General features: G+C 73.2%; 20 protein-coding genes. 5 read left to right on the forward strand and 15 right to left on the reverse strand.

Annotated features, from left to right (window positions below):
• Window positions 1-31: 31 nt before the first annotated feature.
• A complete protein-coding gene (dapE, locus tag ACZ7EC_RS30760; RefSeq protein WP_471067831.1) occupies window positions 32-1,111 on the reverse strand; it encodes a succinyl-diaminopimelate desuccinylase in 1,080 nt (359 codons plus the stop codon).
• Window positions 1,112-1,208: 97 nt separating this feature from the next.
• Here dapE and ACZ7EC_RS30765 point away from each other — a divergent pair, with 97 nt between their 5' ends.
• Both ACZ7EC_RS30765 and ACZ7EC_RS30770 read left to right on the forward strand, forming a co-directional pair.
• Window positions 1,209-2,201 carry a VldE C-terminal domain-containing protein gene (locus ACZ7EC_RS30765; protein WP_471067834.1) on the forward strand — a complete coding sequence of 331 codons (993 nt, stop codon included), beginning with the start codon at window positions 1,209-1,211 and terminating at the stop codon, window positions 2,199-2,201.
• A gap of 290 nt (window positions 2,202-2,491) precedes the next feature.
• Window positions 2,492-2,905: an ATP-binding protein gene (locus ACZ7EC_RS30770; RefSeq protein WP_471067837.1), complete on the forward strand. Its 414-nt coding sequence runs from the start codon at window positions 2,492-2,494 to the stop codon at window positions 2,903-2,905.
• Window positions 2,906-3,015: 110 nt separating this feature from the next.
• On the opposite strand, the gene ACZ7EC_RS30775 is transcribed toward ACZ7EC_RS30770, so the two are convergent.
• A complete protein-coding gene (locus tag ACZ7EC_RS30775) occupies window positions 3,016-4,110 on the reverse strand; it encodes a bifunctional succinyldiaminopimelate transaminase/glutamate-prephenate aminotransferase (protein WP_471067840.1) in 1,095 nt (364 codons plus the stop codon).
• Between the two features lie 121 nt (window positions 4,111-4,231).
• Window positions 4,232-4,552: a ferredoxin gene (gene fdxA / locus ACZ7EC_RS30780; RefSeq protein WP_018561461.1), complete on the reverse strand. Its 321-nt coding sequence runs from the start codon at window positions 4,550-4,552 to the stop codon at window positions 4,232-4,234.
• Between the two features lie 140 nt (window positions 4,553-4,692).
• Here fdxA and ACZ7EC_RS30785 point away from each other — a divergent pair, with 140 nt between their 5' ends.
• Together ACZ7EC_RS30785 and ACZ7EC_RS30790 are read left to right on the forward strand one after the other, a co-directional pair.
• On the forward strand, window positions 4,693-5,766 hold the full coding sequence (locus tag ACZ7EC_RS30785; RefSeq protein WP_471067843.1) for a GNAT family N-acetyltransferase: 1,074 nt from the start codon (window positions 4,693-4,695) through the stop codon (window positions 5,764-5,766).
• Between the two features lie 28 nt (window positions 5,767-5,794).
• Complete coding sequence (locus ACZ7EC_RS30790; RefSeq protein ID WP_471067846.1) at window positions 5,795-6,661, forward strand: transglutaminase family protein; 867 nt, start codon at window positions 5,795-5,797, stop codon at window positions 6,659-6,661.
• Window positions 6,662-6,680: 19 nt separating this feature from the next.
• Here ACZ7EC_RS30790 and ACZ7EC_RS30795 read toward each other — a convergent pair whose 3' ends face one another.
• From ACZ7EC_RS30795 to ACZ7EC_RS30830, 8 genes are all read right to left on the reverse strand, one after another.
• Window positions 6,681-7,295 (reverse strand): response regulator, encoded by a 615-nt coding sequence (locus tag ACZ7EC_RS30795; RefSeq protein WP_471067849.1) that lies wholly within the window; start codon window positions 7,293-7,295, stop codon window positions 6,681-6,683.
• Entirely contained in the window at window positions 7,292-8,494 is a 1,203-nt protein-coding gene (locus ACZ7EC_RS30800; protein WP_471067853.1) for a sensor histidine kinase, read from the reverse strand. The genes ACZ7EC_RS30795 and ACZ7EC_RS30800 overlap by 4 nt, the downstream gene beginning before the upstream one ends.
• The gene (locus ACZ7EC_RS30805; RefSeq protein WP_471067857.1) at window positions 8,491-9,228 is read right to left on the reverse strand and encodes an ABC transporter permease; all 738 of its coding nucleotides are present in this window, start codon (window positions 9,226-9,228) and stop codon (window positions 8,491-8,493) included. Before ACZ7EC_RS30805 ends, ACZ7EC_RS30800 begins: the two co-directional genes overlap by 4 nt.
• Entirely contained in the window at window positions 9,225-10,160 is a 936-nt protein-coding gene (locus tag ACZ7EC_RS30810) for an ABC transporter ATP-binding protein (protein WP_471067860.1), read from the reverse strand. Before ACZ7EC_RS30810 ends, ACZ7EC_RS30805 begins: the two co-directional genes overlap by 4 nt.
• 145 nt (window positions 10,161-10,305) lie before the next feature.
• Window positions 10,306-12,513 carry a hypothetical protein gene (locus ACZ7EC_RS30815; protein ID WP_471067863.1) on the reverse strand — a complete coding sequence of 736 codons (2,208 nt, stop codon included), beginning with the start codon at window positions 12,511-12,513 and terminating at the stop codon, window positions 10,306-10,308.
• Between the two features lie 209 nt (window positions 12,514-12,722).
• Complete coding sequence (locus ACZ7EC_RS30820) at window positions 12,723-13,115, reverse strand: DUF6113 family protein (protein WP_471067995.1); 393 nt, start codon at window positions 13,113-13,115, stop codon at window positions 12,723-12,725.
• A gap of 35 nt (window positions 13,116-13,150) precedes the next feature.
• A complete protein-coding gene (mshB, locus tag ACZ7EC_RS30825; RefSeq protein ID WP_471067866.1) occupies window positions 13,151-14,029 on the reverse strand; it encodes an N-acetyl-1-D-myo-inositol-2-amino-2-deoxy-alpha-D-glucopyranoside deacetylase in 879 nt (292 codons plus the stop codon).
• Window positions 14,030-14,069: 40 nt separating this feature from the next.
• Window positions 14,070-14,264: a hypothetical protein gene (locus ACZ7EC_RS30830; protein WP_037659963.1), complete on the reverse strand. Its 195-nt coding sequence runs from the start codon at window positions 14,262-14,264 to the stop codon at window positions 14,070-14,072.
• Between the two features lie 177 nt (window positions 14,265-14,441).
• On the opposite strand from ACZ7EC_RS30830, the gene ACZ7EC_RS30835 reads away from it, so the two are divergent.
• On the forward strand, window positions 14,442-16,556 hold the full coding sequence (locus ACZ7EC_RS30835) for a S9 family peptidase (protein WP_471067870.1): 2,115 nt from the start codon (window positions 14,442-14,444) through the stop codon (window positions 16,554-16,556).
• Window positions 16,557-16,684: 128 nt separating this feature from the next.
• Here the strand turns inward: ACZ7EC_RS30835 and ACZ7EC_RS30840 are convergent, their stop codons facing one another.
• From ACZ7EC_RS30840 to ACZ7EC_RS30855, 4 genes are read right to left on the reverse strand one after another with little or no spacing between them, the layout of a single operon-like run.
• Window positions 16,685-17,746, reverse strand: a complete 1,062-nt coding sequence (locus tag ACZ7EC_RS30840; protein ID WP_471067873.1) for an ABC transporter ATP-binding protein — start codon at window positions 17,744-17,746, stop codon at window positions 16,685-16,687.
• Window positions 17,730-18,713 carry an ABC transporter ATP-binding protein gene (locus ACZ7EC_RS30845; protein WP_471067875.1) on the reverse strand — a complete coding sequence of 328 codons (984 nt, stop codon included), beginning with the start codon at window positions 18,711-18,713 and terminating at the stop codon, window positions 17,730-17,732. The genes ACZ7EC_RS30840 and ACZ7EC_RS30845 overlap by 17 nt, the downstream gene beginning before the upstream one ends.
• 7 nt (window positions 18,714-18,720) lie before the next feature.
• Window positions 18,721-19,701, reverse strand: coding sequence for an ABC transporter permease (locus ACZ7EC_RS30850; protein ID WP_471067877.1), 981 nt, complete (start codon window positions 19,699-19,701; stop codon window positions 18,721-18,723).
• A complete protein-coding gene (locus tag ACZ7EC_RS30855) occupies window positions 19,694-20,617 on the reverse strand; it encodes an ABC transporter permease (RefSeq protein WP_397984209.1) in 924 nt (307 codons plus the stop codon). The genes ACZ7EC_RS30850 and ACZ7EC_RS30855 overlap by 8 nt, the downstream gene beginning before the upstream one ends.
• Window position 20,618: the final 1 nt, after the last annotated feature.

Raw genomic sequence — 20,618 nt, forward strand, 5'->3', positions numbered from 1 at the left:
GTCGGCCAGGCGTGCGCCGCGCGCGGCGGGCTCAGGCGGTCAGCCAGCCGCGCAGCCGCTCCTCCGCCTTGAGGATCTTGGCCGTCTCCACCCGCTCGTCCCGCTTGTGCGCCAGGTGCGGGTTGCCGGGGCCGTAGTTGACCGCGGGGATGCCGAGCGCGGCGAAGCGGGAGACGTCCGTCCAGCCGTACTTGGGGCGCGGGGTGCCGCCGACCGCCTCCATGAAGGCGGCCGCGGCCGGGTGGGAGAGACCGGGCAGCGCGCCGCCGCTGTGGTCCTCGACCACGAACTCGGCGACCCCGCAGTCCGCGAACACCTCGCGGACGTGCGCGATCGCCTCCTCCTCGGTGCGGTCGGGGGCGTAGCGGAAGTTGACGGCGACCACGCACGCGTCGGGGATGACGTTGCCCGCGACCCCGCCCTCGATGCGCACGGCGTTCAGGCCCTCGCGGTACTCCAGGCCGTCGATCACCGGGTAGCGGGGCTCGTAGGCCGCGAGGCGGGCCAGGATCGGCGCGGCCGCGTGGATGGCGTTGGCGCCCATCCAGGAACGCGCCGAGTGCGCCCGCTCGCCCTCGGTGCGCAGCAGCATCCGCAGGGTGCCCTGGCAGCCGCCTTCGACCTCGCCGTCGGAGGGCTCCAGGAGCACCGCGAAGTCGCCCGCCAGCCACTCCGGGTGGGCCTCGGCGACATGGCGCAGGCCGTTGAGGTGGGCGGCGACCTCCTCGTTGTCGTAGAACACAAAGGTCAGATCGCGGTTGGGGGCGGGCACGGTGGCGGCGATGCGCAGCTGGACCGCCACGCCCGACTTCATGTCGCAGGTGCCGCAGCCCCACAGCACGCCGTCCTCGTCCAGGCGCGAGGGCACGTTGTCCGCGATCGGCACGGTGTCGATGTGCCCGGCCAGCACGACCCGCTCGGCGCGGCCCAGGTTCGTGCGGGCGATCACGTTGTTGCCGTAGCGGTCCACCGCCAGGTGCGGCAGGGCGCGCAGCGCCGTCTCGATCGCGTCGGCGAGCGGCTTCTCGGTGCCGCTCTCGGAGGCGAAGTCCACGAGCCGCGCGGTGAGCGTGGCGGCGTCCAGCGTGAGGTCAAGCGAGGTGTCGGCCATGGCCTCGACCCTAGCGCGCCCGCCCCGGCACCCCCCGCCCCGCGCGCGGCGGCGGACCGCTGGTGAACGGTGGTGATCCCTCCGCTACCTTGTACGCGTGTCACAGCCGTCCCCCACCCGTCGCAAGCGCCGCGGCCGGCTTCTCCGGTTCGCCGCGGCCCTGTTGGTCCTGTGCGGTGTCGCCGCCTACCTCGTGGTGCAGTACGTCACCGGAGGCGGCGGGGCACGCGGCTGCAAGGTGGTCTCGGCCACCGGCGCCAGAGCGTCGTACGAGTTCACGCCCGAGCAGGCGGCGAACGCGGCGACGATCGCCGCCGTCGGCACCGGCCGGAACATGCCCGAGCGGGCCGTGACCATCGCGCTGGCCACCGCGCTCCAGGAGTCCGGGCTGCGCAACATCGAGCACGGCGACCGGGATTCACTCGGCCTGTTCCAGCAGCGGCCCTCGCAGGGCTGGGGCAGCGAGCGGCAGATCATGGACCCGACGTACGCCGCCGGGATCTTCTACGCCCATCTCGCCAAGGTGCCCGACTACACCGATCTGCCGCTCACCGTGGCCGCGCAGAAGGTGCAGCGCAGCGGCTTCCCGGAGGCGTACGCCAAGCACGAGCCGGACGCCGAGCTGCTGTCGGCGGCGCTGACCGGGCAGGCGGCGGCCACGCTGACCTGTGACGGGCGGTTCGACACGACGGCCGCCGCGGTCGGTCCGGACGCGGTACGGGCCGCGCTGGTACGGGACTTCGGGCGGGACGCGCTCCAGGAGACCGGCGCGGAGGTGGGCGGGGCGCCGGTGCCCTCGCCGTCCCCCTCGCCGAGCGTGACGGCGACGGCGAGCGGGCGGACGGTGACCGTGCCGGTGCCGCTCGGCACGCGGACGGACGCGAGCGGGCGCGACGAGCGGGAGCGGGGGTGGCAGCTCGCGCACTGGGCGGTCGCCAACTCCTCGGCGCTGCACATCCAGCGGGTGACGTACGCGGGGCGGGTGTGGATCGCCGGCAGCGACGGCGGGGCGTGGCAGCAGGTGCGCTCGCAGGGAGCCGCGGGGGCGGAGGGGTCCGTGAGCGTTGTCCGGATCGTGACCGGACAGTAGTACGGGTCGTCACGCCGGCGGGTGGCGTCGGCGTTTCACACGCGGCCAAACGGGCGAGCTTGGGAATTCGGCCTAGACCCCTTGGGACGCAAGGGGCGGAAGGATTCTGCTGGGCGTTCCCGCAGACGCCCTTTGCCCGTTTTTATCCCCACCTGATAATGCGATGCGTTATCGGTTCTTTACCTGGGGCGTCCGCAACCTTCGGGGGCTTCGAGCGGTAGTCATGGCGTCCGAGCCCGGTGCCGGGTCCGGATGACACAGATCGTTCTTCTCCCGTCGAATGGAGCATCATGTCCCTCCCCCTGACCCGCCGGATCGCCCGTGCCGCGCTGCTCGTCGCAGCGGGAGCGGCCGCCGGGGTCGGTGCGGCCGGCTCCGCCGGTGCGGCCACGAACCTGCCGGCCGCGAACCTGAGCGGCCTGACCGCGCTGGACGCGGCGCACGTCGGCGACACCGTCGACGGTGCCGCGGAGCACGTCACCTCGCTGGCGGGCAACGCGGGCGGCAACGCCGTGAAGTCGGCCGTGCCGGCCGCGGGCAAGACGGCCGGCGGCGCCGTGAAGAAGGCCGCCCCGGCGGCCCAGCAGGCCGCGGGCGGCGTCGCCGGTGCCGCGGGCAACGCCCTGGGCGACGCGGCCGCCGGCGCCACGAAGGGCGGTCTGCCGACCGCCAACCTCCCGATGCAGGGCCTGCCCCTCACCTGAGCCGGCACCGCCCGGTGAACGGGGTCCAGGGGATGTCCCCTGGACCCCGTTCGGCGTTTCGCTCCGGCGAGGGCCGGACCACCGGCACGGCGGTGGCGGCAGTGCGGGGCTTACCGCAGGCGGGCGACCGCCGCCGCGACGCGTTCGTCCGTCGCCGTCAGGGCCACGCGGACGAAGCTCTCGCCGGCGGAGCCGTAGAAGTCGCCGGGGGCGACCAGGATGCCCAGGTCGGCGAGGTGGGCGACGGTGGTCCAGCAGGGTTCGTCGCGGGTGGCCCACAGGTAGAGGCTGGCCTCGCTGTGCTCGATGCGGAAGCCGTGGGACAGCAGGGCCGGGCGGAGCGCCTCGCGGCGGGCGGCGTAGCGGGCGCGCTGCTCCCGTACGTGCGCGTCGTCGCCCAGCGCGGCCACCACGGCGGCCTGGGTCGGCGCCGAGGTCATCATGCCGCCGTGCTTGCGGATCTCCAGGAGCGGGCCGAGGACGGCCGGGTCGCCCGCGACGAAGGCGGCGCGGTAGCCGGCCAGGTTGGAGCGCTTGGAGAGGGAGTGGACGGCCACGATGCCCTCGTACGAGCCGCCGTTGACGTCCGGGTGCAGCACCGAGACCGGGTCGGCCTCCCAGCCCAGCTCCAGGTAGCACTCGTCGGAGGCGACCAGGACGCCGTGGGCGCGGGCCCAGGCGACGATCTCCGTCAGCTCCCGCTTGGCCAGCACCTTGCCCGTCGGGTTGGACGGGGAGTTCAGCCAGAGCAGCTTCAGGCCCGCCGGGTCGAGCTCGCGCGGGTCGTCGTACGTCTCGTACTCCGCGCGGGCGAGCCGCGCGCCGACCTCGTACGTCGGGTAGGCGAGGCGCGGGTAGGCCACCTTGTCGCCGGGGCCGAGGCCCAGCTGGGTCGGCAGCCAGGCCACCAGTTCCTTGGAGCCGACGACCGGCAGCACGTGCCGGTGGGTCACCTCGCGCGCGCCCAGGCGCCGCTCCAGCCACCCGCTGATCGCGTCCCGCAGCTCGGGCGTGCCCCAGACGGTCGGATAGCCCGGCGAGTCGGCCGCGTCGATCAGGGCCTTCTGGACCAGCTCGGGGACCGGGTCGACCGGAGTGCCGACGGAGAGGTCGACGATGCCGTCCGGATGGGCCGCGGCCGTCTTCTTGTACGGCTCCAGCTTGTCCCAGGGGAACGTGGGAAGCCGGTCGGAGACTGCGGACACGATCAGTGGCTCACTTTCGTCTGGTGCGGCAAACGCCTCGGTCCCGTGCGGCGGTGATCTGGGCGATCGGGGCCGTACGGGACCGAGGCGGCGCGGTGCGGGCCGCTTGGGAGCTAAACGGTCACTCGCCCTGCGGGGGCAGCGCGGCGATGAAGGGGTGGTCGCGCTCGATCAGCCCCAGCTTGCTGGCACCGCCGGGCGAGCCCAGCTCGTCGAAGAACTCGACGTTCGCCTTGTAGTAGTCCTTCCACTCCTCGGGAGTGTCGTCCTCGTAGAAGATCGCCTCGACCGGGCAGACCGGCTCACAGGCACCACAGTCGACGCATTCGTCCGGGTGGATGTACAAGGACCGCTGGCCCTCGTAGATGCAGTCGACCGGGCACTCCTCGATGCACGCCTTGTCCTTGACGTCGACACAAGGCTGCGCGATGACGTAGGTCACGCTGTCGTTCCTCCTCGATAGGGCGCTGGCGGGCCTCCGCAGGCTCCGCCGCCTGGCGCGCGGGAGCGCGGCGTCGTCGATGCCCGCCCCTAGTATCTCCGTTCCGGAGCATGATCCGAACAGGAGGGGTGAACTGACCGGTGGAAATCTCGGCACAAGGGCGCCTGGAAGTCCGAATCACCCCCGCTGACGTGGGTAAACGCGTCTCCGTGCGGCGCTTGAGCGAGGCCGGAGCGGCGCGGGAGAAGTTCACCGACACGGTGGGTGTTCTCACATCGTGGGATCATGGCGTGCTCATGATCACACAGCGGAGCGGTACAAGTGTGCGGTTTCCGGAAACCTCGCTCGTGGCGGGCAAGGTCGTCCCGGCCGCCCCGGCGCGCCGCAGGGGCCCGGCGGCCGGCTACGCGGAGCTGGCGCGGGCCGTCTCGCGCGGCTGGCGCCCGGTGGAGAGCGAACGGCTGGGCGACTGGGAGCTGCGGGCCGCGGTCGGGAGGGAGCCGCGCGAAACGCGGCCGGCCGGGGTGGCGGCCGGGCGGCGGGAGGGCTTCACCCGGCGCGCCAACAGCGTGCTGCCGCTGGGTGATCCCGGACTTCCGCTCGACGCGGCCCTGGACGCCGTACGACGCTGGTACGGCGAGCGCGGGCTGCCGGCCCGCGTGCAGGCCGCGACGGGCGCCGAGGGCACGCAGGAGCTGCTCTGCGCGGAGCTGGAGCGGCGCGGCTGGGTGCGGGAGGTGAGCGCGGAGGTGTGGATCGGCGCGCTGGCCCCGCCGGCGGACCGGCCCGAGGGCGCCGAGGTGGTCCTCGGCCGGGAGGCGGACGAGGCGTGGCTCGCGCGGTATGGGCGCAAGGGGGTGAGCGAGGTGGCGCTGCGGGTGCTCACCGGAGGCCCCTCGGTGTGGTTCGCCTCCGTACCGGGCGGGCCGGACGGGGTCCCGGCGGCGATCGGGCGGTGTGTCGTGGACGGGCGCTGGGCCGGGTTCGCCGCCGTCGAGGTGGACCCCGCCAGGCGGCGGCAGGGCCTGGCCACCGAGGTGATGGCCGCGCTCGCGCGCCGGGCGCTGGCCGAGGGCGCCTCGGCCGGCTGGCTCCAGGTGGAGACCGGCAACGAGCCCGCGAAGGCCCTGTACGCCGCGCTGGGCTTCTCCCGGCACCACGCCTACCACCACTACCGGGAGCCGCGGGAACAGCCCGCCCACGGCCCGTCGTAGACCCTCCGTCGGAAGGGCGGGAACCGCCATGCCTCACCCGTATCTGCCGCCCCCGTACCCGCCGCCGCCCGAGCGCTCCGCCGAGGTGCGGGCGCGCTTCGCCGAACAGGCGCGCTCCGAGCGGCCGGATCTGGCGGCGCTGTGCCTGCTGATCGCCGCGGAGGCGGACGGTTCGCTGGACGAGGCCGGGATCGACACCGCGCAGGCGGAGCTGGACCGGCTCTCAGGCGAGCTGCCGTACCGGCCCGGCGGCCCGCGCGCCTGGGCCGAGGCGGTACGGCGGCTGCTCGGCGGGCGCTACGAGTTCCACGGCACGCCCGGCGACTACCAGCGCCTGGAGTCCTCGCTGCTGCACGAGGTGCTGCGGCGCCGGCGCGGGCTGCCGATCCTGCTGTCGGTGGTCTGGCTGGAGGTGGCCCGGCGGGCCGGGGCCCCGGTGTACGGGGTCGCGCTGCCGGGGCACTTCGTGGTCGGGTTCGGGGCGGCCGGGGAGCGGGTGCTGGCCGACCCGTTCGAGGGCGGCCGGGTGCTCACCGGCCCGGACGCCGAACTGCTCGTGGTCGGGGCGACCGGCGCGCCGCCGGACCCCGCGATGATGGAGCCCGCGCCCCCGCTGGAGGTCGTCCAGCGCATCCTGAACAACATCCGCGCGTGGGCCGCGGCCCGCCCCGAGCACTCGGACGTGGCGCTGCGCGCGGTGGAGCTGTCGCTGCTGATCCCCGCCCACCCGGCCCGGCTGCGCTACGAGCGCGGGCAACTGCTGGTGCAGCGGGGGCAGTTCACGGCCGGGGCGGACGAACTGGACGCCTATGCCGAGCTGATCGAGGTGGTCGACGAACCGGCCGCCGAGCGGGTACGGCGACAGGCCCGCACCGCCCGCGCCAAGCTCAACTGACCGGCCGTACCCGCGGCTTCTACAGCCAGCCCTTCTCCCGCGCGGTGCGCACCGCCTCCGCGCGGTTGCGGACGGCGAGCTTCTGGATGGCCGTGGAGAGGTAGTTGCGGACCGTGCCCTGGGACAGGTGCAGGGCCTTGGCCAGCTCGGCGTTGGTGGAGCCGTCGGCCGCGGCGCGCAGCACCTCGCGCTCGCGTTCGGTGAGCGGGTTCGCGCCCTCGGCGAGCGCGGCGGCGGCCAGCGAGGGGTCGATGACCCGCTCCCCGGCGAGCACCTTGCGGACGGCGGCGGCGAGTTGGGCCGCGGGCGCGTCCTTGACGAGGAAGGCGTCGGCGCCGGCCTCCATGGCGCTGCGCAGATAGCCGGGCCGCCCGAAGGTGGTGAGCACGACCAGTCCGACGGCCGGGAAGTCCCGGTGGACCCGCGCCGCTGCCTCGATGCCGGTACAGCCCGGCATCTCGATGTCCAGCAGCGCCACGTCCACGTCGTGCGCCCGGACCGCGTCGAGCACCTCGTCCCCGCGCGCCACCTGCGCGACGACCTCGATGTCGTCCTCCAGCCCGAGCAGCGCGGCCAGCGCCTCGCGGACCATGGACTGGTCCTCGGCCAGCAGGACCCTGATGGGGCTCGTCATGCCCCGGATCCTACGTCCCCCGCGGGGGCCACGGGCACGCGGGCGACCAGCCGGAACCCCTGCCTGACCCGGCCCGCCTCCAGCGTCCCGCCGGCCTTCTGCAGGCGTTCGGTCAGCCCGGTCAGACCGTTGCCGAAGCCGCCGGTCCCGACGCCCGACCCGTTGTCCTCGACGGCGAGTTCGAGCATCGGCCCGGCCAGCGTCTGGTGGTGCGTGAGGCGTACGGCGCACCGGTCGGCGCCGCTGTGCCGCACCACGTTGGTGACCGCCTCGCGCAGCGCCCAGGCGAGCGCCGACTCGGCCTCCTCGGGCACCTGGGCGAGGTCGGGTTCGGACGGCAGCTCGGCGGTGACGCCCGCGGCCGTGAGCGCCACCTGGGTGCCGGCCAGCTCGACGGCGAGCCGCGGGCGCCGGTAGCCGGTGACGGCCTCCCGCACGTCCACCAGCGCCTGGCGGCTGACCTGTTCGATGTCGCCGATCTGCTGGGCCGCCTTGTCGGGGTGGTCGGGCAGCATCCGCCCGGCCAGCTCGCTCTTGAGCGTGATCAGGGAGAGCGAGTGGCCCAGCAGGTCGTGCAGGTCGCGGGCGAGCCGCAGCCGCTCCTCGTTGGCGGCGAGCTGGGCGACGGTGGCCCGCGCCTTGCGCAGATCGATGGTGGTGCGGACCAGTTGGCCCACGCCGACCATGGCGAACCCGATGAACACGACCATCAGCATGTCGTCGTCGACCGTGTAGACGCCCCAGTGCAGCCCGACCAGGTACATCACCACGGCGGAGCCCGGAATCGCCCAGTTCGCCAGGCGCAGCGGCAGGGTCGCTCCGCAGGCCACCGAGAGGTAGACGAACAGCGTGCTCCACTGGGTGCCGAGGCCGTAGGTCAGGGCGGGCGCGAGGACGAAGAGGGTGCCGAGCAGCAGGGCCACGGTCCGCGGCGCGAAGGGCGCCCCGAGCTGCCGGAAGACCAGGACGAGGTAGACGCCCACGAAGACGGTGAGGCCGACCGCCCCCGCCACGGTGCCGGCCGTGGTGTGCCGGCCACCGATCAGGTCCTGCGTCGGGGAGCTGAGGAAGACCAGCCACACGGCGATCCACATCGCCTTCACGACGAGCTCGCGCCGGCCCTGCACGCCCTGTCCGATCCGGACTCGTGTCTCCGGCTGCGCCCCGGCCGCCTTCGGGTCTTCCGCCATGGTGCTCACGCCTTCAGCGTGTCCTTCCGGTACAGCCAGGCCGCGCCGCCCGCGAAGAGGACGAAGTACGCGACGAGGACGGCGATGTCCGCGGTGTGCGGGGCCTGGCTCTGCTCGATGGCCCGGCCCAGCGCGGCGTAGGCGTGGGTGGGCAGCCACTTGGCGATGTCCTGGAGGAACTGCGGGAAGGTGGTCGAGGGCATCCACAGGCCGCCGAGGATCGACAGGCCGAAGTACACGATCATCGTGATGGGGCGGACCGCGTCCCCGGTGGCGAGGTAGCCGAGGGCCACGCCGAGCGCGGCGAAGACCAGGCTGCCGGCCCAGATGACCCCGGTGAGCGCGAGCCACTGCCAGGCGTCGAGCCGTACGTCCTTGATCACGGCGGCGGCCAGGAAGACCACCACGATGGACGGCAGGCTCACCACGGCGGCGCTGGCGGTCTTGGCGAGGACGTAGCCGCGGCCGGGCAGCGGGGTCAGCCGCAGCTGCCGCACCCAGCCGCTCTCGCGTTCCTTGGCGATGCGCTCGCTGTTGCCCATCAGCACGGCGGTCAGGGCGCCGAAGGAGGCCATGGAGACCATCATGTAGGTGGCCAGGGTCAGCCCGGTGCCGTCGATCCTGGTGTTGTCGGCGTTGCCCGCGATGATCAGGAAGAGGACCGCCGGGTAGAGCACCGAGAAGAACAGGAACTTCTTGTTGCGCAGGGCGCGGGTCAGTTCCAGCTTGATGAGACTGTTCATGACTGCTTGGCCTCCTCGGCCTCCGTGATGGCGACGAACGCCTGCTCCAGGCCGAGGCCGGCGACCTCCAGGTTGCGGGGGTAGACGCCGAGGCCGTACAGGGCGTGCACGGTGGCGTCGGCGTCGGCGGACTGGATGCGCACGGTCTGGCCGGACACGTCGACGGCGGTCAGGAACGGCAGGGCGCGCAGGGCGGCCTCGTCGATGGCGCCCGCCAGGTCGAAGGAGATCCGCCGGGCGCCCGCGCGGGCCTTGATCTCGGCGGCGGTGCCGTCGGCGAGCAGGCGGCCGCGGTGCAGCACCAGGACCCGGTCGGCTATGGCGTCGGCCTCTTCGAGGTAGTGCGTGGCGAACAGGACCGTCCGGCCCTGGTCGGCCTGCTCGCGCATGGTCGCCCAGAAGGCGTGGCGGGCGGAGACGTCCATGCCGGTGGTCGGCTCGTCCAGGATGATCAGATCGCTGTCGCCCGCGGTGGCGAGCGCGAAGCGGACCCGCTGGGCCTGGCCGCCGGAGAGCTTGTTGACCTTGCGGTCGGCGATCTGCGCGATGCCGGCGCGGGCCATCACCTCGGCGGGCTGGTACGGCCGCGGGTGCAGGGAGCAGGACAGCTTGACCAGTTCGGCGACGGTGACGTCGTCCATCAGCCCGCCGCTCTGGAGCATGGCCCCGACCCGCCCGGCCACGATCGCCTCGCGGGGGCTGGTGCCGAACAGGGACACCGTGCCGGCGTCGGGCTGCTTGAGGCCGAGGAGCAGGTCGAGGGTGGTGGACTTGCCCGCGCCGTTCGGGCCGAGCAGGGCGACGGTCTCTCCGGGGTGCAGCCGCAGCGTGAGCCCGTCGACGGCCCGTACCGTCCCGTACGTCTTGGTCACCTGGTCGAACCCGACCACCTCGGTGGAGGTGGAGGTGGCCGGTACCGCTGTCGTTGTCATGCCGTCCATGGTGCCGTGGCGGGACGGGCACCGGCAGTGTCAGGGGTCCCGGATGCCGGATGACAGATGTCATGTCGTGGAGGGTGACGACCCGTGAGGGGCGCCCGGCGGCACACCGGGCGCCCCTCACGGGTGGGCCTCGCGTCTAGTCGGGGTTGGTGCTGATCACCGCGACCCGGTTGGTCTTGCTCATCAGTGCCTGGCGCAGGGCGCCGTAGACGTCCTGCGGGGTGACCGGCGTCTTCTGGCCGTTGCCGCGGGTGATGAGGACGCCGTCGAAGGCCTTGCCGTACAGCTGCTGGAGGGCGGCCAGATCGGGCTTGTCGACCAGTTTGCCGTTGACGGCGGTCACCCGGAGGAACTTCCACAGCGAGTTCTGCGGGCTCATCGGGACCGCGTGCGCGGCGTCCGTCATGACCGTCACCTTGGCCGACATCGCCGGCTCCGCGAACTCCTTCATCTCGCGGTCGACCTCGGCGTTGGAGACCGCGGGCTGCCGGTTGGTGGTGGGCACGGTGACCGTCGCGGGATCACCCGTCTCCACCGCGGTGCGGTACGCCTGTTCGATCGCCTGCGTCGAGCGGGCCGCGTCGATGGCGGTGCCCGCCTTGCCATAGACGGCGACGGCCTTGCCGGCCTCGAACTTGATGCCGCCCTCGACCACCGCGCCCGCGCCGGAGCCGCCGCCCGCCTGCCGGAGCGCGGCCTGGAGCTTCTCCTCGTCCACCGGCATGACCGGCTCGACCACGCGCTGCTGCCCGAACAGCGTGCCGACCACGGAGACCGGGTTGTAGTCGCTCTGGGCGGCCGCGCTCGCGGTGGCCTGGAAGTCGAACTGGAGACCGGCGTTGGCCGGGGTGAGCATGACCGTGCGGCCGCCCACGGAGAGCTTCAGCGGCTTGGCGACGCGGGCGCCGAACACGTCGTCCAGCTTCCTGACGGCGTCGTCGCGGGTGCCGCCGCCGACGTCGACGCCGAGCACGGTGGTGCCCTTGGGCACGTCGGTGTGGTTCATCAGCAGCCCGGCGCCGTAGACACCGCCCGCGATCACGACCACGGCGGCGGCGAGCAGCACCAGTTTGCTGCGGCCCTTCTTCTTCGGCTTGGCCGCCGCCTTGGGCGCCGCCGCGGCCGGCTCGGGCTTGGGCGCCGCCGGGGCGGCCGGGCCGCCGGGACCGCCGGCGCCGAACGGGGCGCCGTTCGCGCCCGGAACGACCGGGATGCCGCTGGTGACGGTGTGTCCGGAGACGTTGTCCGGGGCCCGGTAGCCGGGCGTGCCCGGTTCCGGGGCCGGCTTCTGCGGGGTGAGGATCGCGGTGTCGTCGCTGAGCCCGCCGCCGGGGCCGAGCCCGCCGCCCGGCCCCCCGGCCGGTCCGTCGGGATCGGCGAGGTCCGTGCGGGCGCCGCCCCCGGCACCCTGCTGCCCGTAGGGGCCCTCGGCCCGCTGCCCGTAGGAGCCCTCGGCGCCCGGCCGCAGCGGGCTGTCCCCGGTGACCGGACCGCCGGTCGGCCCGGCGGGCCCCTGCGGGCCGCCCCGGCCGCCCTGCCCGCCCATGCCGTTCGCGCCGCCCGCGCCCGCGGCGCTGCCGAAGGGGTCCTGGCCGCCGCCCGCGCCGCCGTTCTCCGAGAAGTACGGCAGATCGTCGCGGCGCGGCTCGCCGCCACCCGCGTCCGCGGAGCGGGAGCCGCCGGCCAGCGGGCCCGCGGCCAGCGCCTCGGTGACGTCGAAGGAGCCGGTGCCGCCGCCGTGTCCGGGGGCCACCGGGCCACCGGTGGCGCCGGGCAGGCCCGAGCCGTTCGTCTTGCCGGAGCCGCGGCCGGGCACGCTCATGGAACCGACCACACCACCGGGGCGGGCGCCGGTGCCACCGGCCGGGCCCCCGGTTCCCCGCGCCCCCGGCGCGCCGGCGGAACCACCTGGGTTCTTGGCCCCGTTGGCACCCGCGCCGCCCTTGGCGGGGGTGCCCGGCTTGCGGGGCGCGAACCAGTCGCTGGTCTTCTCCTCGGCCGGGGCCGACGGCTCGGCCGGAGCCTCGGCGGCGGGCGCCGGCGCGGCCGGGGCGCTCGCCTCGGCCGCGGGCCCGTCGTCCCGCGCGGAGTCGGCGGACTCGCCGTCGCCGACGGGCTTGCGCACGACGACCGGCGGGATGGGCCGGGATCCGGGGATGTTGATCCGGATCCGGGTCGTCAGCGTGGTCTCGGTCTTGCGTTCCTCGGACTGCGCGCCCGAACGGCCCGCGTCCGCACCGTCGTCGGAAGCCATGGGGGTCCCGTACGGCGGGGTGCCGGACGGGTATGCGGCTCCGCCGCGCCCGTTGGGCCCGGAGGACGGAGTGTCAGTTTCACGACTCAAGGCAGGTTCTCCCAGTTGGCTCCGCCGCCCGACACTGACCTCACTGCTTCGGCGGTCCCCCCGGCTCGAACGGGGTCGAGAGCACGGGGAAGGCTCGGCGGCGCGCACCACCATACTGGCCGCCTCTGGCGCGTATCCCCCGACCGCTGAGGAAACCCACACCCGACTCGCACGCGGGCCGCACGCGGGCCGCACCGGAAAGCGGTACGTCACTTCCCAAGTCGGGCGGAGCCGGGGCGCGGTTGCCTCGTGGCACCGAGGGTGGCGCAGATCACAGCGAGGGCCATACCGCCGAACAGGAAGAGATAGGAGCCGCCGCCCGCGCCGAAGAGGAAGTCGCCCTCGGGGCGGGAGGAGGTGAGCAGGATGACGGTGACGATCCAGCCCGCCGCCGGGGCCATCGCACCGCCCCGGCTCCGGGTGGCGTACGCACCGCCCAGGAAGACCCCGAGGGCGCCCGCGAGGGCGAGCAGCAGCCCGCCGGGGAACCAGGCCGCCTGCACCAGGGTGCCGGCGACCGCGACGACCGCGCCGAGCAGGAAGAGGCCGAGACAGGCGAGGGCCCGGCCCGGCGACGGCGGGCGCAGCGGCTGGGCGAGCATCGGGCCCGGAGTGCCGGTGCCGCGCCCGGTGCCGCTCACGGCGCCTCCCCGGCGGTGATCCCGGCGAACAGGTCGCTCTCGCCCAAAGCGGCGGTGCCGCGCACCAACTCGTAGTATTCGGTGGTGAACAGCGGCTGGGCCAGCTCGTTCGAGAGCGCGAAACAGGACCCGGCCACCTCGATCTGGGTGGCGTGGGCGCGCATCGCGGCGGCCTTGGCGGCGGCGTGGGCGGTGCCGTCCACCGCGGTGGTGACGCGCGCGTCGTCCACCACGCCGGGCACGTCCTCCAGGGCCGCGATCTTCTCGAAGGGCAGGGCCGGCAGCTCGTCCTGGAGGCGGGCGAAGGCGGCCTCGGCGACGGAGCGCGGGGTGCGGTTCCAGTAGACCTTGTCGATCGTGTGCCCGCGTCCGGCGGCGAGGTCGGCGGCGCGCATGGCGACGCGGTGGGCCTGGATGTGGTCCGGGTGGCCGTACCCGCCGTTGTCGTCGTAGGTGACGAGGACCTGGGGGCGGACCTCCAGGATCACCTGGACCAGGTGTTCCGCGGCCTCGTCCACCTCGGCCTGCCAGAAGCAGCCGGGGTCCTCGTTGTCGGCGGTGCCCATCATCCCGGAGTCGCCGTAGCGGCCCGCGCCGCCGAGCAGCCGGGCGTCGGTGACCCCCAGCTCGCGCAGGGCGGCGGCCAGCTCGTCGCGCCGGTGTGCGCCGAGCGCGGCGCCGGTCAGATGGCGCAGGCCGGGCGGGATGCACTCCCCGCGCTCCCCCAGGGTGCAGGTGACCAGCGTCACATGGACGCCCTCGGCCGCGTACCTGGCCATGGTGGCGCCGTTGTTGATCGACTCGTCGTCCGGATGCGCGTGCACCAGCAACAGCCGCCGGGCGGCGCGCGGACCGGAGGGGGGCAGTTCCGTCATGCCCCCACCCTACGCAGGCCCGCCGCCGCCCGCCCGGCCGTCAGAACTTGATGCTGCCGATCATGCTCGCCACGTTGGTGGTCAGCTGGCTGATCGTGGGCGCGATGGTCGAGGAGGCGAGGTAGAAGCCGAGCAGCATGCAGACGACCGCGTGGCCGCCCTTCAGTCCCGACTTCTTCATCAGCAGGAAGACGATGATCGCCAGCAGCACCACCGCCGAAATCGAGAGTGCCACGGCGGCTCACCTCCAAAGATCCCAGGGACACGGCTGTTCGGAAAGATCGGTAGAGCAAGTCCATGCGGACACCGGCAGGTTCATACCCACGCAGCGGTAGTGATCATAACTATCCGTACTCGCGCATCTCTCGGCGCACGGCCGCACAAGGGGGCGCATGGCCAATATGGTCGGGGTATGACGACCGAGTCCGACTCCTTCCCCCGCAGACACGCGCGGACCCAGCGGTTCACCCTCGGCGCGCCGCGCGGGTTCGCCGTGGCACCCGACGGCACGCGTGTCGCGTTCCTGCGTTCCGGCTCCGGCACCGACCGGGCCAACTCCCTCTGGGTGCTGGACCTCCCGGACGGCACCGAACGCCGCGCCGCCGATCCGGGCGCCCTGCTGGACGGCGCCCTGGAGCAGCTCTCGCCCGAGGAACGGGCCCGCCGGGAGCGCAGCAGGGAGGGCGGGGCCGGCATCGTCGGCTACGCCACCGACGCCGCCGTCCAGCTGGCGTCTTTCGCCTTGTCAGGGCGGCTTTTCACGACGGACCTGAAGACCGGCGAGAGTCGTGAACTCCCCGTGCGGGGACCGGTGATCGACCCGCGTCCGGCGCCCGACGGCCGGCACATCGCCTACGTCGCGCGGGGCGCCCTGCGCGTGGTGGGCGCCGGCGGCGAGGGCGACCGCGCGCTCGCCGAGCCGGAGACGGAGCAGGTGACCTACGGGCTCGCGGAGTTCATCGCGGCCGAGGAGATGGGCCGCAACCGGGGCTTCTGGTGGGCGCCGGACGGCGACCGGCTGCTGGTGGCCCGCGCGGACGACACGCCGGTGGCCAGGTGGTGGATCTCCGATCCGGCCCACCCCGAGCGCAAGCCCAACGAAATCGCGTACCCCGCGGCGGGCACCCCTAACGCGGACGTACGGCTGTTCGTGCTGGGCCTCGGCGGGGAGCGCACGGAGGTGCTCTGGGACCGCGCCCGCTACCCCTACCTCGCCCGAGTGCACTGGTCACAGGCGGGTGCGCCGCTGGTCCTGGTGCAGTCGCGGGACCAGCGGAGCCTGCTGTACCTGGCGGTGGACCCGGACACCGGCACGACCCGGATGGTGCACGCCGACGAGGACCCAATTTGGCTGGAACTTTTCGCCGGGGTGCCGTCCTGGAGCCCCTCCGGACAGCTGGTCCGGATCGCCGACGAGGGCGGCGCCCGCGTGCTCGCCGTGGGTGAACGCCCGCTGACCAGCAGCCTGTTGCACATCCGTGCGGTTCTGGACGTGGGTGCGGACGACACGCTCGTCACCGCCTCCGCCGGAGCCGATGCGGAGGATCCCGAGATCGGCGAGATCCATGTGTACCGGGTGAACGAGCTGGGCGTGGAGCGCGTGTCGCAGGAACCCGGCGTGCACTCCGCCGTGCGCGCCGGGGGCGTGACCGTACTGGTGTCCGCGACGCTTGACAGGCCGGGCACGCGTGTCCAGGTGCTGGCTGACGGAAAGCCGACGGCGACTGTCCGCTCGTACGCCGAAGACCCCGGTTTGTCCCCCAGGGTCACCCTCACCGAGGGGGGCGCACGCCGAATTCCGTGCGCCGTGCTTATGCCACGGGACTACCACGGTGACACTCCCCTGCCGGTGCTGCTCGACCCCTACGGTGGCCCCCACGGCCAGCGGGTGGTCGCCGCGCACAACGCCCACCTCACCTCCCAGTGGTTCGCCGACCAGGGCTTCGCCGTGGTGGTCGCCGACGGCCGGGGCGCTCCGGGGCGCTCGCCCGCCTGGGAGAAGGAGATCAAGGACGACATCGCCGGGATCGTGCTCCAGGACCAGGTGGACGCGCTGCACTCGCTCGCCGGGCGATTCCCCCTGGACCTGGGCCGGGTGGCCATCCGGGGCTGGTCCTTCGGCGGTTACCTGTCCGCGCTGGCGGTGCTGCGCCGCCCGGACGTCTTCCACGCGGCGGTGGTCGGCGCGCCCGTGACCGATCTGCGGCTCTACGACACCCACTACCAGGAGCGCTACCTGGGCGACCCGGCCGAGCAGCCCGAGGTCTACCGCCGCAACTCGCTGATCGACGACGCCGGTCTGGTGGACGCGGCGGGGCAGCACCGCCCGATGATGGTCATCCACGGCCTGGCGGACGACAACGTGGTGGTCGCGCACTCGCTGCGGCTGTCCTCCGCGCTGCTGGCGGCGGGCCGCCCGCACGAGGTGCTGCCGCTGTCCGGGGTGACCCACATGACCCCGCAGGAGACGGTCGCGGAGAACCTGCTCAACCTCCAGCTGGACTTCCTGCGGCGGTCCCTGGGCTGAGGCGGACGGCATCCGTCGACGGCGTTAACACGCGGGCAACTCGGCGGAAGCGGCCGCGATATACGGACAGGCCAGGCTGTACGGAGTACGGCCGTGCGGGTGCCGTGAACGGGCCGGGGTGCGCCATGTCATCCCGGCCCGTTGCCGTTCGCCTCCGTGGCCTTCGGCGGCACCACCCGCTTCTCCTCCGCGAAGTGGCAGGCCGAGTCGTGGGCGGCCGGTCCCTCACGGAAGACGGCCGGCACCGCGAGCGCCGGCACCTCCAGGGCGCACCGCTCCCGCGCCTTCCAGCACCGGGTGCGGAAGCGGCAACCGGAGGGGATGTCCGCGGGCGAGGGCACGTCCCCGCCGAGGATGATGCGCTCGCGGTGTTCCCGCGCCTCGGGGTCCGGGACCGGCACCGCGGACAGCAGCGCCTGGGTGTAGGGGTGCGTCGGATGCTCGTAGATCTCCGCGTCCCGCCCGATCTCCACGATCCGGCCGAGGTACATGACCCCGACCCGGTCCGAGATGTGCCGCACGATCGACAGGTCGTGCGCGATGAACACATAGGACAGCTCGAACTCCGCCTGGAGCCGGTCCAGCAGATTGATCACCTGTGCCTGCACCGACACGTCGAGCGCGGACACCGGCTCGTCGGCCACGATGACCTCCGGGCGCAGCGCGAGCCCCCGCGCGATCCCGATGCGCTGGCGCTGCCCCCCGGAGAACTGGTGCGGGTAGCGGTTGACGAAGTCCGGGTCGAGCCCCACCACGTCCAGCAGTTCCCGGACCCGGCGGCGCCGGTCCCCCTTGGGGGCCGCCTCGGGGTGGATCTCGTACGGCTCCCCCACGATGTCCCCCACGGTCATCCGGGGGTTGAGGGAGGTGTAGGGGTCCTGGAAGACCATCTGGATGTTGCGGCGCACCGCCTTCAGGGCGCGCCCGGACAGCCGCGTGATGTCCTCGCCCTTGAACCGGATGGACCCGGCGGTGGGCCGCTCCAGGTTGCACAGCAGCTTGGCGACCGTCGACTTGCCGCAGCCCGACTCACCGACGATGCCCAGGGTCTCGCCCCGGCCGAGGGCGAAGTCGACGCCGTCGACCGCCCGGACCGCGCCGATCTGCTTCTTGAACAGGACGCCGCGGGTCAGCGGGTAGTGCTTGACGAGCCCGCTGACCTCCAGGACCGGTTCACCGCTCGTCGCCATCCAGGCACTCCCTCCAGAAGTGGCAGGCGCTGCCGCGGACTTCGGACACCTCGTACAGCGGGGGCACCTCGCTGCGGCAGACCTCCCGTGCCATCGGGCAGCGCGGGTGGAAGGAGCAGCCCGCGGGCATGTGCGCCAGGTTCGGCGGCTGGCCCTTGATGGCGTACAGCTCCCGCCCCTTGAGGTCCAGGCGCGGGATGGAGTCGAGCAGGCCGCGGGTGTAGGGGTGGGCGGGCGCCTTGTAGATGTCGTGCACCGGCGCCGACTCCACGATCCGCCCGGCGTACATCACGGCGATCCGGTCGGCCACGTCCGCCACCACCCCGAGGTCGTGGGTGATGAGGACGAGCCCCATGCGGTACTCGCGCTGCAACTCGGCGAGCAGGTCCATGACCTGCGCCTGCACGGTGACGTCCAGGGCGGTGGTCGGCTCGTCGGCGATCACCAGGGCCGGTTCCAGGGCCAGCGCCATGGCGATCATGATCCGCTGGCGCATCCCGCCGGAGAACTGGTGCGGATAGTCCCGCACCCGCTGGGCGGCGGCCGGGATGCGCACCCGGTCCATCAGCTCGACGGCCTTCGCCCGCGCGGCCTTCCGCGACAGCCCCCGGTGCACCGTGAACAGCTCGGCGAGCTGATCGCCCACGGAGAGCACCGGGTTGAGGGCCGACAGCGCGTCCTGGAAGATCATCGCCATTTGGGCGCCGCGCAGCTCCCGCCGTTCCTCCTCCTTCATCCGCAGCAGGTCCCGGCCCCGGAAGAGGATCTCGCCGCCGGTGATCCGCCCCGGCGGCATGTCGAGGATGCCCATCACGGCCTGCGCGGTCACCGACTTGCCCGATCCGGACTCGCCGAGCACGGCCAGCGTCTCGCCCTCGTCCACGGCGTACGACACCCCGTTGACGGCGTGGGCGACCCCGTCCCGTGTCCTGAACTCCACGTGCAGATCGCGGACTTCGAGCAGCATGGCGTCGTCACCTCAGCTTGGGGTCGAGGGCGTCGCGCACCGCGTCGCCGAGCATGATGAAGGCCAGGACGGTCACCGCGAGGGCACCGGAGGGCCACAGCAGGGCGTGCGGTGCGTTGCGGATGTAGGGGGAGGCGGCGGAGATGTCGATGCCCCAGGAGACGCTGGGCGGCTTGAGGCCCACCCCCAGGTAGGACAGGGTCGCCTCCAGGGAGATGTAGGTGCCGAGCGCGATGGTCGCCACCACGATCACCGGTGCGACGGCGTTCGGCGCGATGTGCCGCAGCAGGATGCGGGAGTCGGAGGCGCCGAGGGCGCGGGCCGCCTGCACGTAGTCGTGCTGGCGGGCGGTGATGACCGAGCCGCGCGCGATGCGGGAGATCTGCGGCCAGCCGAGCAGCACCATGAAGCCGATTACCGGCCAGACCGTGTTGCTGGTGACCACGGACAGCAGCACGAGGCCGCCGAGGACGACGGGGATGGCGAAGAAGATGTCGGTGGTGCGGGACAGCAGCGCGTCCCACCATCCGCCGAAATACCCCGCCAGACCGCCCAGGACGGACCCGAGGACCGCGACCCCCAGGGTGGCCAGGACGCCGACCGTGACGGACGTACGAGCCCCGTAGACGGTGCGTGTGTAGACGTTGCAGCCCTGCCCGTCGTACCCGAAGGGCGCGCCGGGCCCCGGACCGTCCTGGGACTTGGCCAGGTCGCAGCTGAGCGGGCTGCCGGAGGCGATCGCCGAGGGCCACAGGGAGACGAACACCAGGAAGAGGATGACCAGGGCGGAGAGCAGGAAGACGGGGTTGCGGCGCAGGTCCCGCCAGGCGTCCGACCACAGCGAGCGCGGCCGCCCCGCGGGACCGCCGCCGGCCGGCGCGCCGGGGCCCGGCTCCAGGGTGGCGGCCTCGCTCGCGCCGAGGTCCATGGCGCCGCCCATGCCGGTCCCGGCGATGGCCCCTTCGGGCTCGTACGGCTGTTCAGGCATAGCGGATCCTCGGGTCGAGTACGGCGTACAGGAGGTCGACGAGGAGGTTGGCGAGCAGGAAGACCAGCACGAGGACGGTCACGAAGCCGACGACCGTCTGGGTGTTCTGGCGCAGGATGCCCTGGTAGAGCTGGTAGCCGACGCCGTGGATGTTGAAGATCCGCTCGGTGACGATGGCGCCGCCCATCAACGCCCCGATGTCGGTGCCGATGAAGGTGACCACGGGGATCAGCGAGTTGCGCAGCAGGTGCCGGGTGACGACGCGGCGCCGGGGCAGGCCCTTGGCGGTCGCGGTGCGCACGTAGTCGGCGCGCTTGTTCTCGGCGATGGTGGTGCGGGTGAGCCGGGTGACGTAGGCGAGGGAGACGGAGGCGAGGACGAGTCCCGGCACGATCAGCTCGCCGAACGCGGCGGCCGGCGAGACGGACGGTTTGATCCAGCCCCAGGCGACGCCGAGCAGCAGTTGCAGCAGCAGGCCGGTGACGAAGGTGGGGACGGAGATGACGACCAGAGTGGCCAGCAGGACGCCGGTGTCGACGGGGTGGCCGCGCCGCAGCCCGGTGACGACGCCGAGCGCGATGCCGATGACGATCTCGAAGGCGATGGCCACGATCGTGAGCCGGATGGTGACCGGGAACGCCGCCGCCATCAGCTCGGTGACGGGCTGTCCGTTGAAGGCGGTACCGAAGTTTCCGGTGAAGACGTTCCCCATATAGGTGACGTACTGGCGCCACAGCGGCTGGTCGAGGCCGAACTCCCGCTTCAGCTGGGCGGCGGTCGCCGGGTCGCAGGCGCGCTCGCCGCACAGGCCGGCGATCGGGTCGCCCATCACGTTCACCATGAGGAAGATCAGCAGGGTGGCCCCGATGAAGACGGGGATCATCTGGAGCAGTCGCCTCGCGACATAGCGGCCCATG

The organism is Streptomyces sp. NPDC037203, assembly GCF_055605065.1.